Raw genomic sequence first — 14,555 nt, forward strand, 5'->3', positions numbered from 1 at the left:
TATTATCCATTAGGGCTTAAAACAATTTAAGACCCGGTTGAGGAGCAGATCCAGCCTCCACCCATGGAGAGGTAGGACGAAGGAATGTAGGGGCATAGACCCTGGGAGATATGGGAGGTAAAACCGCCATGGTCTAGTGGAGATCCAAAGCAACCATACTGGTATTTTTTAGAAAATAACATGTTTTATTAGTTCGTTTGCCAACCTAATTCCAAATATTATAATTTATTACATTCTGTTCTAGTCTTTTAAAGTCAAAAAAAATGAAAAACTAAGAATAAGCGAGTATGAGTGAGATAATTTTAATTCAAAGAGGGAGGAATAACATGAGTGAAGAAATTTTAGACTTAATTAAGAAGCGGAAGAGTGTTAGAAAGTATGAGGAAAAAGAGGTTGAGGATGAAAAGATCGAAAAGTTGTTGGAAGCAGCAATCTTAGCACCTAGTGCAGGTAATCGGCAGCCTTGGAAATTTATTGTCATTAAAGATGAAGATATTATCTCAAAGGTAACAAGTGATCCGGTCTCTAGGTTTAATCAAGGTTGGATGGACAATGGTGTTCCATTAATGATTGCTGTTTGTGCTGATCCAAAAGTGTCAGCTAAGAAGTATGGAGATCGAGGTAGAACATTATATGCTATACAGGATACTGCAGCTGCTATCCAAAATATTATGTTAACCGCTGCAGGATTAGGTTTAGGAACATGTTGGATTGGTGCCTTTGATGAAGTTGAGGTTAGTAATATGTTAGAGTTAGAACCTGGTTTGAGAATTTATGGTATGATTACAGTTGGGTATCCAGCTAAAGAATCAAAACGACCATCACGGAAACCATTATCAGATGTAGTTCGTTATATCGATTAAAGCATACAGATTCTAGCACGTAAACTTAGGAGTAGGCTGTTTAATAATTTATGATAGATTAAGTATAACAGTCTGCTAAAGTGGTTAGTTTAACACTTTAGCAGACTGTTAACTTTTTAAGAATATTAAATTTTTTGATATTAAAATATTAGATAAATTACTAGGATAGAATTTAGTACGATGGAATAAGGAATGTGTTTTTAATCATCACTATTATCAAATTCTGGATAGCCGCAACCAGGACAAGCTGGCAAACGTTCTTTATCATCATTTAATGTTACTTCTGTACCACATTTAGTACACTTATAAGTACCTTCTCCAGGCTGATGACCAGTATTAGGCATAAAATCACCTCCTTAATTAATAATGTTAGACAAAGGACTAATAAATCCCTGCATAATAGTTTGATTTTTCTGAAAATTTTAAATATTAAATATTTTTTATATGGTATTCACTGGTATTCTAGAATATTCATTTAAAGTTATACATGTTACAAAAATTTAACTGTTTTTAAAATATAACAATCATTTGGTTTAAAGTTCTTTTAATTGATAAAGGTCTAAACGACGATGTTTTAGAAGTGGTAGTTCTTTACGAGTTTTTTTAACTTTATCAAGGGCAATATTACAAACAATTATTGCTTCATCATTTCCAGCTTCTTTTAGCTTTCGTCCCCAAGGGTCAACAATCATAGAATGACCATAGGCTTGATATTCAGCATCATGATTACGAGCAGGGGATGCACCAACGATAAAGGCTTGATTATCAACAGCTCTTGTTCTAAGGAGAAGTTCCCAATGAGCAGGTCCGGTTACAGTATTAAAAGCACCAGGGATGACAATCATTTCTGCTCCTTTATCTACCATAAGACGCATTAATTCGGGGAAACGAAGGTCATAACAGATAGCGACTCCTATGTTTAAGAATTCAGTTTTTACTACGGTAATCTGTTGTCCATAATTTAATGTGTCTGACTCAAGAAATGTTACTCCATCACTTAAATCTACATCAAAGAGATGAATTTTGCGGTGGCGGCCTAATAGTTTCCCTTCAGGATTAAATATAAGACTAGTATTATATAAGATTCTTTCATCGTTTTTAATTGCTAATTCTGGGATAGAACCTCCTACTAAATAGATATTATGCTTTTTTGCTTCCTTAGCAAGCATTTGATAAGTTTTACCTTCGGGTATACTTTCAGCAAAAGTTGGAAAATAACTATTCTCATATGGACAGTTAAACATTTCTGGTAATATAACAACGTTGGCATTTTGTTGAGCAGCTTCATTAATCATAAGTTGGGCTTGCTGAAGGTTTTCATCTTTATTATCTACTACTTTATTTTGACATATGGCTAATTTTACTTTGGTTTTCATTGGGATTGATGATCACTCCTTTATAGTAATTAACTTTATAAATATTATATCTTAAGTTTGTCTTTAAAGTCAAAAATTATAAATAATATAATAAAACTAATCTTAAAGAGGAAATTTGTGGTCTTATAACTAATAATATAATCAAAGTTCAAGCATAATTATGGAATCCGTTTAATCAAATAAGCAATATTATACTAAACTTTCTGGTAAAATAATTATTAAGAAAGACATCAGAAATTTTAAGTAAGAAGGAGATGGTTTAAGATTAGTTCAAATTAAGATGAACATTAAATATTTAAGAGGAGCTGAAATTATATATGCAGAAAAAATTTGATAATAAATCAATAAAAGATTATATTTTTAATTGGCGAACAGCTTTTGCAATCGGATTAATATTAACTTCAGGAGTCATATATATTATTCACTATGCAATTTTTAAAGATTTACATCATATTTTAGTTTTTCTTGTTGAGGATATTGCGTTCATACCGATTGAAGTATTAATTGTAACATTGATCATACATAGATTACTTGAAATTAGGGACAAGCGTAGATTACTTAACAAGTTAAATATGGTAATTGGTGGTTTTTATAGTGAAGTAGGTAACGAGCTAATTACAAAATTAGCATGTTTAGATTTAGAATCAGATGAAATAAGAAGTTTGTTACAAGTAAGTGATTCTTGGACCCATAAGGAGTTTAAAAAGATTCATGATAGTTTAAATGAACGACAGTATGACATAGCTGTAACTAAAGAAGAACTTATAGATTTAAAAAAATTCTTATCTGAAGAAAGGAATTTTTTACTCAATCTTTTAGAGAATCCTAATCTATTAGAACATGAGGAATTTACCGATTTATTATGGGCAGTATTTCATCTAACAGAGGAGCTTAAATATAGGAAAAACTTAGAAAAAATTCCTGAACGGGATAAAGAACATATAGAAGGTGATATAGAACGAGCATATATTAATCTCATAAAAGAATGGTTATTTTATATGAAGCATCTTAAAGAAGATTATCCGTATCTATTTTCATTAGCAATAAGAACTAATCCTTTTAAATTAGATTGTAAAGCAGAGATTGAGTAGTTAATTAAGGTAAGATTTTATTGATAAAGGAGGCGACAATATTGAAGTATTCTGAAGCTAACTTAGGAAGAATATTTATTTTAAGATTAGAAAATGGTGATAGAATTCCTGATACAATCGAGGATTTTGCAAAGAGGAAAGGAGTTAATTCAGCAACTGTATTATTTCTTGGAGGGGCAAAAGAAGAGAGCAAGGTTGTTGCAGGTCCAAAGGATGGTTATGCTGAAAGTATTGTTCCTAATTTAAAAGAGTTAATAGGGGTTAGTGAAGCATTAGGAGTAGGTACTATATTTATTAATGAGGAAGAAATACCTAAGCTGCATTTGCATTCAGCTTTTGGTCGTAAAGAAAATACGATTACTGGTTGCACAAGAGAGGGAGTAGATATTTGGCATATTGGTGAAGTCATAATATTAGAGTTAATTAATACTTCAGCTCAGCGAAAGGTAGATCCAGAAACTGGTTTTAAATTGTTAGAAGTTTAAAGGATGTTAAAATAGCAAGAAAGAATTTTAGTTCTCTCTTGCTATTTTAATTTACATTTTACTTGCCATTTCCCGACATGTAGCAGCACATTGTCTACAGATTTCTGCACAGGTTTGACAGTGGTTATCTTCAAACTTTTCACATTCATCTGCACATGCATCACAAATTTCTGCACATAATTCGCAAATTTGTTTAACATATCTACTGTTTCCGGCCATATACTTTGCAGCTAGGTTACAAATATCCATACAATCTAATAGCAAACCCATGCAGTCGACTCTAGCATCTACATCTGGTTCATGTAAGCAAGCGTCTAAACAGAATTGACATTCTGCCATACATTTATTACAGATATCTATACATTCTTGATATCTATCCATATGTGTATTCATTTCATTTCCCACTATTATTCCTCCTTTTTGTAAGATTACAATAGTAGTATGAAAGAAATGAAATTCAAATATACACGATTTTATTAAAATTAAGTTAAGAGAAAACTATAAGAACTATATAATTTATTAGATTAAATAATTTTTTTACATTTCTTCATAATCTCTTCACATTCGTGTGATATATTTTCATTAGAGACTAAATACACAACGGGTGTATCGTAAAATGAAGAAGAAAAATTTAGTACTACTTTTAGCTTTAGGATTAGTATTATCAATCTTTATGTATCCTAGAGTAACAAATGCAAAGAAGTTAGAAGTAAAAGACATGGTTAGAAAGAATGAAGCAAACGGTGTTATGTTCGATATAGCATTGGTAAATCCATTTTTAGACCAGCCTACTGATGAAATAGTATTTAAAGTCTGGTTAACTACTCACAGTGGTAATTTGATAGAAGAGATAAAGTCAGAAAAATTAGCAGTTAAGATTAATAATAGTGGAGATGAATCAAAAGTACTTAATTATAAGATTGAATGGATATGGGATCGTAAATCAAGTCATCACCCAATAGCATATATAACACTTAAAAAGACAGATGAAGATGGGAACAGTCTAGTAACAGATGCCACAGAATCTATTCAATTAATAGTTAAAAATGTTAGGGATGTACCAAGTAGAGAATTTACTTGGAACGAAGATGTAGCACTTCAAAGTGTAATAGTAGATTAGATTGGTTTTAAAGAGTAAATTAAGTATAAACTTAAAAGCATAGTTTGTAGGATAGGGGTTATAAGACAAGAGAGGATGTCTTATTGTAAATAGCTAGTGCTTTAATTTTAGTACTAGCTATTTCAACTTTGAAGTGACTAATGTTGAGAGAGGTGTCTTAAGATGAATAATTATATAAAAAGCTTAGTAGCAATTTTGGTTTTGGGATTATTCATAGCAGTAGCTGTATATCCTAAGGTTATGACTGCTAAGGAACCTACTAATACTTATGCTTATATTGCTAATGCATATAGTGGAACAGTGTCAGTAATTGATACTAGTCAACATAAAGTTGTGAATACTATTGAAGTAGCTAAACGTGCTTCTCATGGTATTGCAGTTGATTCTTTGCATAAACAATTTTATGTAGGCGATTATAAAGATGGTAATCTTTATATATTTTCACTGCCAGAAGGAAAATTACTCAAGAAATTAGCTGTTGATAGTCCAGTTCATGGAGTAGATATTAGTCCAGACAATAAATATCTATATTTAGCTGGAGGAAGCAAAGGCAGTAGTGGTAATGTATTAGTAATAGATACTGAGACTAATGAGGTAGTGAATAAGATTATAACTAATGGAGCAGGACATATTCATTTCAGTCCTGATGGAAAATATGCTTATGTAAGCAATGTAGATAAAAATTTAATCACCGTTATTGATACAGTTAAACAAGAGGTGTTAACTAAAGTAAATGTAGGCAAGGGGCCTAACGAAGCTATTTCTTCTCCTGATGGGAAATATTTTTATACTGCCAATTTTATTGACGGTAGTCTCTCTGTAGTAGATACAAATACTTGGCAGGTTAAATTAACTAAACCGATTGCTAAAGGTACTCACGGTATTATTGTTTCTCCAGATGGCAAATATATTTGGGCTGCTAATAGAAGTGATACTATTGCGATCATTGATGCTAATAATTATAAAATTGTTAAGAACTTAACTATTAGTGGGCGAGCAAATCATATTGCTATGGATTCAACTGGTAGTTTTGTATATGTAACTGATGTAATGGATAATGAAGTGATAGTCTTTGATGCTAAATCATTTAAAAAGATAACTGATTTTAAGGTTGGTAATGAACCACATGAAATATCATTTGCTAATTTTAAAAATTAAAAATAAGGCTTAACTTTCCTGAATGATCAATAATAGCTAACTTCTTAATTTTAAGAAGTTAGCAATTTTCTTATTTTTTATGTTCCTTTTTAATATAAGAAAATATTATTAGTAATTTCAGATTATTATCAATCCTGATAATAATTTTAAAGTAAAATCAGACGATAAAGTATTTTATATTTCTAAAAACAAAGTGGGGTGATAAAATGGGGTTCTTAGATTTTCTTAAGTCTGATAGTAATAGTAATAAAAATAAAGTAAGTGAAGTAAAAGCTCGCAACCCCTTTAACTTAAGAGTTGGTGATATTATAGAATATGACTTAGTAGAGTATGAAGTAATTGGTAAGATTATCTATGAAGAAGGTGGCTATGAGTGGTATGATTATCACTTACTTGGCAATGGAAAGCATTTATGGTTATTTGCTGAAGAAGATGACCAAATTAGTTTGGTTTTATTTAACAAAATACCTAATGCAAATAAATTATATGCTGAATTACAAAGAGGTCATCCTGCTACTATCAATTTTGATGGTAAGCAATATTCTTTAGTTGAGGAAGGAGAAGCTAATATTAATGTAATAGGGAAAGTTGGGGCTAAAACAGGACAAAGAGTTAAATATGCTGATTATAGATGTAATAACCAATGGATATCAGTTGAGGAATGGGGCAATGAGTTAGAGATTAATGTTGGTACAAGGATCAAAGAGAGTTTATTAGAATACTATCCAGGTGAGTAAAAGGGAGGAATTTTATAATGGGATTTTTTAATCGAGTGAAAAATTTAGTTGTTGGGAAGGCTAATGAGACAGTAGGTAAGTTAGAAGAGAAGAATATTGAATCAATAGTAAAACAAGAAATAGAGAATATGAAAAAAGAGTATAGATCAGCTAAAAAAGCGGTTAATCAATCAATTACTTTAGTAAAGAAAGCAGAACAGCAAAGAGATGAAGCTAAGGAGCAGATGGAGCATTGGCAAGTAAAAGCTAAAAAGGCTCTAGAAGCAGAAAAAGAAGATCTAGCGCGAAAAGCACTTGAAAGAAAACAAAGTGCAGAGAAAAAGATTAATAACTATAAAGTTCAAATCGAAAAGAGAAAAGAAGTTGCTGAAAGACATAAAAGTAAGTTAAAAGAATTAAAAGAACGAATAGAAGAAGCTGAGGATAGAAAAGATGAGTTAATTGCTGAGGCTGAAAATGCTAGAGCAACACAAGAGATTAATGAGACATTGAGTGGACTTGGAGATAGAAGTGCAGCTGATAACTTAGATCGTTTAGAAGATAAGGTTAGTGATATGCAGGCGAAAGCTCAGGCAAGTGACGAGTTATATGATGACTTGGAGGGAGATGACTTAGAAGCTGAATTTGAAGCTTTAGAAGATGATGATTCGGTTGATGATGAGTTAGCAAAGTTAAAGGCTGCTATGAATAAAGATGAATAAGATTATTTATCAAGAGCAGTCTGTAGAAGAACTAGAGTATAACCTTGTAAGTGGAGCAAACATAGATTTAGACTTAACAATTTTAGATAAGCAAGAGATTAATTTTAAAGGTGGAAAATTGAATTTAGTAATTATCGGTTCTAGTCATTATGCAAGAGTTAATTTAAGTAATACTAAAAATTTTACTGAGATATTAGCCTGTATAAATTTAGAAGAAGAGGTTAATTCAATTAATAATACAAAGCTACTAAATAAAGATGAATTTAGATTAGAATATAATTTAGAAGACAATTCATGCTATCAATTCAACTTACAAACGTTATTATTAAACCAAAAGCAATATCAGAAATTTAATGAGGGTCTAGTTAGTGATAGGTCTAATTGTTTGCACCATATCTTTCCTAGTAATTTCGGGTTGGCTATAACAGCAATTGAATATGAGGTTATGGATGATAGGATAAAATGGCTTACGTATCATAGTTATCCTAATCAATTTAAAATAGTGAAAACTAAAAGTATATTATCCTACTAAACTTAAAAATTATTGAGGAGGCTAAGAATGAAGGGGTTTGGGGAATTAATCTTTATGGTATTGATTGTTTTAATTGCAATGGGAGTTCTAGGTGTGCTTTTAACTCCTGGGAAAAGTATTGCTAGTGAAATAGATAGTAATTATAATTTGAAAGAAAAGAATGGTGAATTTAGAACATATCAGTCATCAGACAATATTACAAATACTGCTAGACAAATAAGTGAGTTAAAACAACCATATGATATGGAGATTAATCCTGGAAAGAAGAGTGTCTTGCTTTATCGAGATTATGCTGTAGTATTAGTTCCAAGCAGTAAGAAGACTAGAATAGAGGTTTTAAGACATGAAAAAGCTTATCGAAGACATAATAATGTTATTATTGGTCATTGGGGGACTTTAAGGAATGGTAGCATTGGTAATCCACCAGTGAGAGGTGGAGGGTTTGGTTTTGGAAAATAAGAAGTTAATTTTAAAATTGTTTTTTAAGACTACCAAAGGAGAGAATTACAATCCAAACTATTAAAGAAATAGATAGCTTAAAGAGAGTTACACCACTAATGCTTGGTACTTTTTTTGTGGCAATTGCAAGTATTATTTATGAGTTAATTATTGCAGGAATTTCTTCTTATTTACTAGGAAATAGTGTATATCAATTTTCAATTACTATAGGATTATTTATGACGTCTATGGGAATTGGAGCTTTAATTTCTAAATATATAGAACGAGACTTAATTACTAAATTTATTTTAATTGAAATTGCGCTAGGGTTAATTGGTGGTACTGTAGCTATGATTTTATTTTACACTTATGCTAATACAAATATTTATGTATTGATAATGTATCTAGCAATTTTAGTAATTGGCATATTAACTGGTCTTGAACTACCTTTATTAACAAGAGTTATTAAGGAATATGGAGAGTTTAAAATAATCTTAGCTAATGTGATTTCAATTGACTATATAGGAGGTTTAATTGGTTCTGTTTTATTCCCTTTAGTTTTACTTCCTAAGTTTGGGTTTATTAAGACTAGTTATATAGTTGGACTGCTGAATTTATTAGTAGCTCTTGTTATGCTGTTTAAATATAGAGAACAGATTAGATTCAACAAACTAATAGGTGCAATTTTAATATTAATAATGATTATTCTAACAATAGGAAGTTTTAATGTTAAGGATATAGAGAATTACTTAGAGCAACGGTTATATCAAGACAATGTAGTCTATTCTAACCAGAGCAAATATCAAAAGATTGTAATTACAAAAGATAGGGAAGATATTCGTTTGTATTTAAATGGTAATATTCAGTTTTCTTCTAAGGATGAATATCGGTATCATGAGGCTTTAGTTCATCCTGCTTTAAGTCTAACAGGAGCTAAATCCCGTATACTAGTATTAGGAGGAGGGGATGGTTTAGTTGTAAGAGAGCTTTTAAAGTATAATGAAATTAGGCAAATTGATTTGGTTGATTTAGATAAAACTGTTACTGATTTAGCCCAAGAGTCCAGATATTTTCTTCAAGTTAATAATGATTCTTTAAATAATAGGAAAGTTAATATTTATAATCAGGATGCGTATCAATATATTGTGAGTAACAATGAAAAATATGACTTAGCTATTATAGATTTACCAGATCCTAATAATGAATCGTTAAATAAATTATATACTGTTAATTTTTATAATCTAATTTATCAGAATTTAAACGATAGAGGAGTAATGGTTGTTCAGTCTACTTCACCTTATTTTGCACCTAGGGCTTTTTGGTCTATTTATAATACTATTCAAAAAGCAGGTTTTAATACTAAACCTTATCATGCTTATGTTCCTTCTTTTGGGGATTGGGGTTTTACCTTAGCGACTAAGAATTTTAAATTTTCCCCTCATGATATTCATATTAAGGTGCCTACTAAATTTTTAAGTGATGAAAAGGTTTCAGCTTTATTTGAGTTTGGTAAAGACACTATGCAATTTAAAAGTGAAGGTCAGGTAAATACATTAATTAATCCTTCTTTAATTAAAGAATATTATAATGCATGGAAAGGATATTAACATATAATAAAAAAACAATAGAGTAAAGACTTATTCTTAAAATAGTTATTTAATAATTGGAGTTTATGCAATAAATATGATATCGATCGTCGTTAAATATTGAATAAATTTTTGGCTTTTTCACAATCTTTTCACATTTGTATGATATATTTTTATTAAGGGTCATATACAGAACAGGGGTATGGTAAGAAAAAGCAAGATTTTGAATTACGTTATAGTTTTCAAATTTTAATAATGGATTAAATTAGTTCTATTTTATATAAAGGGGGTGAGGTTTGGATTAAGAACATAATTCATGTATAGGGGTTATAAGGCAAGAAAGGATTTAGACATGTAACTGAGAGGTTAAAATTTTAAAAATATTAATAGGAGGTAGATAAGTTATGAAATCTAAAGTATTAGCAATTATGTTGGCTTTAGCATTAGTAGTTATAGGCGGTAGTACTGTATTTGCACATGAAGTTGACCAACAACAAGCTCAACAGCAGAAGATGCATGATGGAAATGGCATGGGTATGATGGGCATGATGCAAGGTGGTATGATGGGTCAAGGTAAGGAAGGTTCTAACAATCATATGAAGAAAATGATGAAAAAATGTATGAGTATGATGCAACAAATGTCAGGAAAAGGCATGCATAAGATTGACTCTGAAAAGACTATGGAAAAGACTAAAGAGTAAACAACTCAAGTGAATAACTCCCTCATTATAAAGAGCTAGCATCTTGTTTATAAAGGTGTTAGCTCTTTTATCATAGAAACGTTATGTTTTTATAGGCTATATTAATTGACATTAAGAAGAATAAGGTATATAATGATTCATACCCCCGAAGGGTATGTGATAGAAATTAATAAAGAAAGGATGATAAAAATGGATTTAGGTAGTTTAGCTTCATATGGAGTTCTTATTGGTGTCTTTTATTTAATGATGAGAAGAGGCGGTTGTTGTAGTGGGCATGGAGGTAGCGAAGAAAATAATACATCTCAAAGTAGTTGTTGTGGTGGTGATGAAGAATCTTCTTCTAGTAAATCTTCTAAGCAAGCAGAAACTAAAGTAATTGATAATAAAGAATAGGAGGGTATAGATGCCAAAAGTAATCTTTAGAATAGGAAATTTTCCTATACATTTGTTTGGATTATTTATTGCATTAGGGATATTAGGTGGACTATATATTCTAAGGCAAGAAGTAATTAGAAAGAATTTTGATGAAGAGAAGGTCTTTGATTTAGCAATCTATAGTATTATAGTAGCTATAATTGGAGCTAGAATTTATTATGTATTAGCATTTAATCCTAGTTATTATTTAAAAAATCCAGTACAAATTTTTATGATTCAAAATGGTGGTTTATCTATTCACGGGTCACTAATAGCAGCAATCGGATTTGCTATCATTTATACTAAATATAAGAAATTATCATTTTGGAGAATAGCTGATACTTTTGCTCCAGCAATAATTTTAGGTCAAGCTATTGGAAGAGTAGGTTGTGATGTTTTTGGTACTGCAATGCAAACAGCTTATTTTTGGGGAGTAAAGATCAATAATCAACTCTTACATCCAGTCCAAATATATGAATCAATATTAAATTATGTTCTATTTGCAGTACTATGGAATTTGAGAGACAGAATAAAATATAACGGGCAATTGTTTTTATATTATTTAATTGGGTTTTCGTTTAATAGAGGAGTAGTAGAATTTTTCAGGACTAATCCTATGGTTATTGAACCATTTACTATTGCTCATGTTACTAGTCTAATCATAATGATTGTTGCTTTATTTGTTATGGTGTATTTGAGAAAACAGAAAAAGTTTGTGAATGAGATTAAAATAGATGCTAGAAATAAATTAATAGGTAATGTAGCGACTTTAGGAATGATAATTTTATCTATTATGATTTATTATAAAATTTATTAAAGACATTTGGCAAATAAAATATAATTAGAGAGGTGAATATATTATGTCAAAAAAGAAGAATAATAGTCACAATAGTCATTTATTGATGATGTTAATATGTTGTTTAGCAATGTTTGCTGCTGTATGGATTTTTTTTAAAGATTCAAACAGCAGTAATATATGGTTACTATTCTTGATATGTCCTTTGATGCACATTTTTATGATGAAAGGACATAATAATCATAGTAAAAATCAAGATAATAATACAAATGAAGAAAAGAAAGATTGTCATTAAATTTAATTGCGTAATTTGGAATATATTAGTTGAATAAAAGCATATACTTACAACAGATATACCCCCATAACGTATATGAAAGGAGGGAATCTGTTGGAAAGTATATATTTAGTTGCTTTTATTACTGGTTTATTTTCTTTTTTATCCCCGTGCATTATTCCTATGCTTACAGTTTATTTTACTTTAATTACAGGGCTTTCTTTAGATGAATTAAAGTCAAATAATATCCAATCAGATATGAAAAGGCATGTAATTATTAATACATTACTTTTTATAGCAGCTTTTACTTTAATTTTTACTCTAATGGGTGGAGTTGCAGGTGCAATAGGGAATATTTTAAAGACTAAGATGAGATATTTTAATTTAATTGGTGGAATATTTGTAATCATTTTAGCATTAAGAATGATGGGGTTGATTAGGTTAAGCTTTTTAAACAAGTTTAATCTTAGGAATAAGATTAGCATTGATAATATTCCAACTGGTTATAAATATTTGAGTACATTTTTAGTAGGAGTCTTTTTTGCCATAGTCTGCTCCCATTGTATTGGTGCAACTCTTTATTCAATGTTAATTCTAACTGGAGCTTCTACAACTAATGGTTCATTAGTGATGCTATTCTTCTCATTCGGTTTAGCAATTCCATATTTTTTAGTTGGTTTAGCATTTCACAGAGTAGTTCCAATTATTGAAAGATTAGGGAAACATCAAAAGAAGCTACAAATATTTATGGGATTAATTTTAATAGTTTTTGGGGTATTAATGATTACTAATGAGTTTACTATTCTAACTAAATTATTGAATAGACTCATTCCGTTTAGATTACCGTACAGTATGTAGGAAATATTACAAGGTTACTTTCTAATAATCTAGGAAGTAGCCTTATATGTTATTAAAAAAGCAAGCTGATGTCACATCAATATCTTACATGTGTATTCCAGATATAATGTGAAAGGTTAACATTCACTTAAATCATTGATAATTTCAATATAAAGGAGGTAACTGGATAGTGGATGAGCATACTGGCATTCAAGGTGCAGAAGAAACGGTTATAAGAGTAAAAGGGATGCAATGCTTTTATTGTTTTACGATAGCAGCTAACATATTAAAGAAGTACGAAGGAGTAAAAGAAGTTAAGATTGGTTTAGATAGTGGTGAGGCTAAAGTTGTTTATTGTGCTGATAAAATTAATTCTTCACAGTTAATAGAAGCTTTAAGAGATAAAGGTTATATAGTAGAATTATCTAACAAAAATGGTTGACAAAGTATTATTTGAATAGTATAATTTTAATAAAGATATACCCTTCCGGGGCATATTAAAAAAGGAGGGTTAAAAGTGAATGAAATTCTACAAGGTGTTATAATTATTGGAATAGGTGGTTTAGTCTTCTATTTTATTGGTAAAAAGATGGATCTTAAGAATCAATACCATAGTGATGATGATATTGATTGTTGTTGAGTATTGAATAAAAATATTTTGCTTTTTCACAATCTTGTCACATTCATGTGATATATTTTTATTAAGTGCTTTATACATAACCGGGGTATAGTATTGATTGAAGATTGAGTATGATCAAGGTATAGTTATTTAATATTCAATGATGGATTAATTGAACTTTATAGAAAGGAGGTAGAGAATTTATGAAATCTAAAGTATTAGTAATTACGTTGGCTTTAGCATTAGTAGTTATAGGCGGTAGTACTGTATTTGCACATGAAGTTGACCAACAACAAGTTAACAGCAGAAGATACATGATGGAAATGGTATGGATATGATGAGCATGATGCGAAGAGAATCATGCTTTTTGTCGTTTAAGTTTAATAGAGGAGAGAAGGTGAAATTTTAAGAATATAATTAGCAATAAAAAGCTTAAAAGGGTATATTAAACTCCAACACAAGATAGAATAAAATATATATTAAGACGTCCTATGTCAAGTAAAAATATTACAAGTCAAAAAATGGAAACTAATTTAAGCTAGAGATCCCCTAATGCATATGTATGAAATTTTTAAATAGTTAAAAGCAAGACCAGTAGTTACCAAGATGAACTTATTAACCTGCTTTATTTAAGACATCGTAGTCTGGAGTTTCAGGCAATTTATAAGCTGTTTTATCTCTCATCATAGCAAAAATAATATCAACTAAGCGACGTTGTAAGCAGACTAAAGCAGATTTGCCAGATTTACCTTCGGCTAATTTTTTTTGGTAGTAGTTATAAGCAACTGGATTTTTGGGTTTACCATTTCTAGTAGTACTGATTTGTT

The 14,555-nt window shown here is 30.2% G+C and carries 21 protein-coding genes and 1 pseudogene; 18 read left to right on the plus strand and 4 right to left on the minus strand.

What is annotated here, in order from left to right; all coding sequences use genetic code 11:
* The first annotated feature begins 326 nt into the window (after positions 1–326).
* Complete coding sequence (locus BM077_RS13130; protein WP_089748572.1) at positions 327–863, plus strand: nitroreductase family protein; 537 nt, start codon at positions 327–329, stop codon at positions 861–863.
* Between the two features lie 200 nt (positions 864–1,063).
* Here the strand turns inward: BM077_RS13130 and BM077_RS13135 are convergent, their stop codons facing one another.
* On the minus strand, positions 1,064–1,207 hold the full coding sequence (locus BM077_RS13135; protein WP_089748571.1) for a zinc ribbon-containing protein: 144 nt from the start codon (positions 1,205–1,207) through the stop codon (positions 1,064–1,066).
* Between the two features lie 189 nt (positions 1,208–1,396).
* Positions 1,397–2,239, minus strand: coding sequence for a carbon-nitrogen hydrolase family protein (locus tag BM077_RS13140; protein ID WP_089748570.1), 843 nt, complete (start codon positions 2,237–2,239; stop codon positions 1,397–1,399).
* A 317-nt stretch (positions 2,240–2,556) separates the two neighbouring features.
* Between BM077_RS13140 and BM077_RS13145 the strand changes: the two genes are divergently transcribed.
* Together BM077_RS13145 and BM077_RS13150 are read left to right on the plus strand one after the other, a co-directional pair.
* Complete coding sequence (locus BM077_RS13145; RefSeq protein ID WP_218124650.1) at positions 2,557–3,330, plus strand: hypothetical protein; 774 nt, start codon at positions 2,557–2,559, stop codon at positions 3,328–3,330.
* 41 nt (positions 3,331–3,371) lie between these two features.
* Entirely contained in the window at positions 3,372–3,815 is a 444-nt protein-coding gene (locus BM077_RS13150) for a PPC domain-containing DNA-binding protein (RefSeq protein ID WP_089748569.1), read from the plus strand.
* A 51-nt stretch (positions 3,816–3,866) separates the two neighbouring features.
* Here BM077_RS13150 and BM077_RS13155 read toward each other — a convergent pair whose 3' ends face one another.
* Positions 3,867–4,220, minus strand: coding sequence for a four-helix bundle copper-binding protein (locus BM077_RS13155; RefSeq protein ID WP_255361560.1), 354 nt, complete (start codon positions 4,218–4,220; stop codon positions 3,867–3,869).
* Between the two features lie 211 nt (positions 4,221–4,431).
* Between BM077_RS13155 and BM077_RS13160 the strand changes: the two genes are divergently transcribed.
* From BM077_RS13160 to BM077_RS14105, 15 genes are all read left to right on the plus strand, one after another.
* A complete protein-coding gene (locus tag BM077_RS13160; protein ID WP_089748568.1) occupies positions 4,432–4,935 on the plus strand; it encodes a hypothetical protein in 504 nt (167 codons plus the stop codon).
* A 162-nt stretch (positions 4,936–5,097) separates the two neighbouring features.
* Positions 5,098–6,093, plus strand: a complete 996-nt coding sequence (locus tag BM077_RS13165; protein WP_089748567.1) for a cytochrome D1 domain-containing protein — start codon at positions 5,098–5,100, stop codon at positions 6,091–6,093.
* A gap of 206 nt (positions 6,094–6,299) precedes the next feature.
* Positions 6,300–6,830 carry a DUF4178 domain-containing protein gene (locus BM077_RS13170; RefSeq protein ID WP_089748566.1) on the plus strand — a complete coding sequence of 177 codons (531 nt, stop codon included), beginning with the start codon at positions 6,300–6,302 and terminating at the stop codon, positions 6,828–6,830.
* 17 nt (positions 6,831–6,847) lie between these two features.
* Positions 6,848–7,531, plus strand: a complete 684-nt coding sequence (locus BM077_RS13175; RefSeq protein WP_090003459.1) for a PspA/IM30 family protein — start codon at positions 6,848–6,850, stop codon at positions 7,529–7,531.
* Complete coding sequence (locus tag BM077_RS13180) at positions 7,524–8,063, plus strand: DUF2617 family protein (RefSeq protein ID WP_089748564.1); 540 nt, start codon at positions 7,524–7,526, stop codon at positions 8,061–8,063. The genes BM077_RS13175 and BM077_RS13180 overlap by 8 nt, the downstream gene beginning before the upstream one ends.
* A gap of 27 nt (positions 8,064–8,090) precedes the next feature.
* The gene (locus BM077_RS13185) at positions 8,091–8,522 is read left to right on the plus strand and encodes a DUF4247 domain-containing protein (protein ID WP_089748563.1); all 432 of its coding nucleotides are present in this window, start codon (positions 8,091–8,093) and stop codon (positions 8,520–8,522) included.
* Positions 8,523–8,590: 68 nt separating this feature from the next.
* Positions 8,591–10,108 carry a polyamine aminopropyltransferase gene (locus BM077_RS13190; RefSeq protein WP_255363837.1) on the plus strand — a complete coding sequence of 506 codons (1,518 nt, stop codon included), beginning with the start codon at positions 8,591–8,593 and terminating at the stop codon, positions 10,106–10,108.
* A 383-nt stretch (positions 10,109–10,491) separates the two neighbouring features.
* Entirely contained in the window at positions 10,492–10,788 is a 297-nt protein-coding gene (locus BM077_RS13195) for a hypothetical protein (RefSeq protein WP_089748561.1), read from the plus strand.
* A gap of 189 nt (positions 10,789–10,977) precedes the next feature.
* A complete protein-coding gene (locus tag BM077_RS13200) occupies positions 10,978–11,181 on the plus strand; it encodes a hypothetical protein (protein WP_089748560.1) in 204 nt (67 codons plus the stop codon).
* A gap of 10 nt (positions 11,182–11,191) precedes the next feature.
* Complete coding sequence (gene lgt / locus BM077_RS13205; protein WP_089748559.1) at positions 11,192–12,019, plus strand: prolipoprotein diacylglyceryl transferase; 828 nt, start codon at positions 11,192–11,194, stop codon at positions 12,017–12,019.
* A 43-nt stretch (positions 12,020–12,062) separates the two neighbouring features.
* Positions 12,063–12,293, plus strand: coding sequence for a DUF2933 domain-containing protein (locus BM077_RS13210; RefSeq protein ID WP_089748558.1), 231 nt, complete (start codon positions 12,063–12,065; stop codon positions 12,291–12,293).
* Positions 12,294–12,386: 93 nt separating this feature from the next.
* On the plus strand, positions 12,387–13,130 hold the full coding sequence (locus BM077_RS13215) for a cytochrome c biogenesis CcdA family protein (protein WP_176941632.1): 744 nt from the start codon (positions 12,387–12,389) through the stop codon (positions 13,128–13,130).
* Between the two features lie 169 nt (positions 13,131–13,299).
* On the plus strand, positions 13,300–13,551 hold the full coding sequence (locus tag BM077_RS13220; RefSeq protein ID WP_089748556.1) for a heavy-metal-associated domain-containing protein: 252 nt from the start codon (positions 13,300–13,302) through the stop codon (positions 13,549–13,551).
* 75 nt (positions 13,552–13,626) lie between these two features.
* Positions 13,627–13,749: a hypothetical protein gene (locus BM077_RS14100; RefSeq protein ID WP_255361559.1), complete on the plus strand. Its 123-nt coding sequence runs from the start codon at positions 13,627–13,629 to the stop codon at positions 13,747–13,749.
* 182 nt (positions 13,750–13,931) lie between these two features.
* A complete protein-coding gene (locus BM077_RS14105; RefSeq protein ID WP_255361558.1) occupies positions 13,932–14,066 on the plus strand; it encodes a hypothetical protein in 135 nt (44 codons plus the stop codon).
* Positions 14,067–14,343: 277 nt separating this feature from the next.
* Here the strand turns inward: BM077_RS14105 and BM077_RS13805 are convergent.
* Positions 14,344–14,555: pseudogene (locus tag BM077_RS13805) on the minus strand (IS110 family transposase); the annotation flags it as partial.

This window comes from Candidatus Frackibacter sp. WG13, from assembly GCF_900114655.1.
In the GTDB taxonomy this organism is placed as follows: Bacteria; Bacillota; Halanaerobiia; order Halobacteroidales; family Acetohalobiaceae; genus Frackibacter.

What these genes read in the sequence shown, in the direction of transcription:
- BM077_RS13210 (WP_089748558.1), top strand. Translation starts at nt 12,063, where the DNA reads ATGTCAAAAAAGAAGAATAATAGTCACAATAGTCATTTATTGATGATG.
- BM077_RS13170 (WP_089748566.1), top strand. Translation starts at nt 6,300, where the DNA reads ATGGGGTTCTTAGATTTTCTTAAGTCTGATAGTAATAGTAATAAAAAT.
- BM077_RS13140 (WP_089748570.1), bottom strand. Translation starts at nt 2,239, where the DNA reads ATGAAAACCAAAGTAAAATTAGCCATATGTCAAAATAAAGTAGTAGAT.
- BM077_RS13145 (WP_218124650.1), top strand. Translation starts at nt 2,557, where the DNA reads ATGCAGAAAAAATTTGATAATAAATCAATAAAAGATTATATTTTTAAT.
- BM077_RS13200 (WP_089748560.1), top strand. Translation starts at nt 10,978, where the DNA reads ATGGATTTAGGTAGTTTAGCTTCATATGGAGTTCTTATTGGTGTCTTT.
- BM077_RS13130 (WP_089748572.1), top strand. Translation starts at nt 327, where the DNA reads ATGAGTGAAGAAATTTTAGACTTAATTAAGAAGCGGAAGAGTGTTAGA.
- BM077_RS13160 (WP_089748568.1), top strand. Translation starts at nt 4,432, where the DNA reads ATGAAGAAGAAAAATTTAGTACTACTTTTAGCTTTAGGATTAGTATTA.
- BM077_RS13165 (WP_089748567.1), top strand. Translation starts at nt 5,098, where the DNA reads ATGAATAATTATATAAAAAGCTTAGTAGCAATTTTGGTTTTGGGATTA.
- BM077_RS13175 (WP_090003459.1), top strand. Translation starts at nt 6,848, where the DNA reads ATGGGATTTTTTAATCGAGTGAAAAATTTAGTTGTTGGGAAGGCTAAT.
- BM077_RS13195 (WP_089748561.1), top strand. Translation starts at nt 10,492, where the DNA reads ATGAAATCTAAAGTATTAGCAATTATGTTGGCTTTAGCATTAGTAGTT.
- BM077_RS13135 (WP_089748571.1), bottom strand. Translation starts at nt 1,207, where the DNA reads ATGCCTAATACTGGTCATCAGCCTGGAGAAGGTACTTATAAGTGTACT.
- BM077_RS13185 (WP_089748563.1), top strand. Translation starts at nt 8,091, where the DNA reads ATGAAGGGGTTTGGGGAATTAATCTTTATGGTATTGATTGTTTTAATT.
- BM077_RS14105 (WP_255361558.1), top strand. Translation starts at nt 13,932, where the DNA reads ATGAAATCTAAAGTATTAGTAATTACGTTGGCTTTAGCATTAGTAGTT.
- lgt (WP_089748559.1), top strand. Translation starts at nt 11,192, where the DNA reads ATGCCAAAAGTAATCTTTAGAATAGGAAATTTTCCTATACATTTGTTT.
- BM077_RS13180 (WP_089748564.1), top strand. Translation starts at nt 7,524, where the DNA reads ATGAATAAGATTATTTATCAAGAGCAGTCTGTAGAAGAACTAGAGTAT.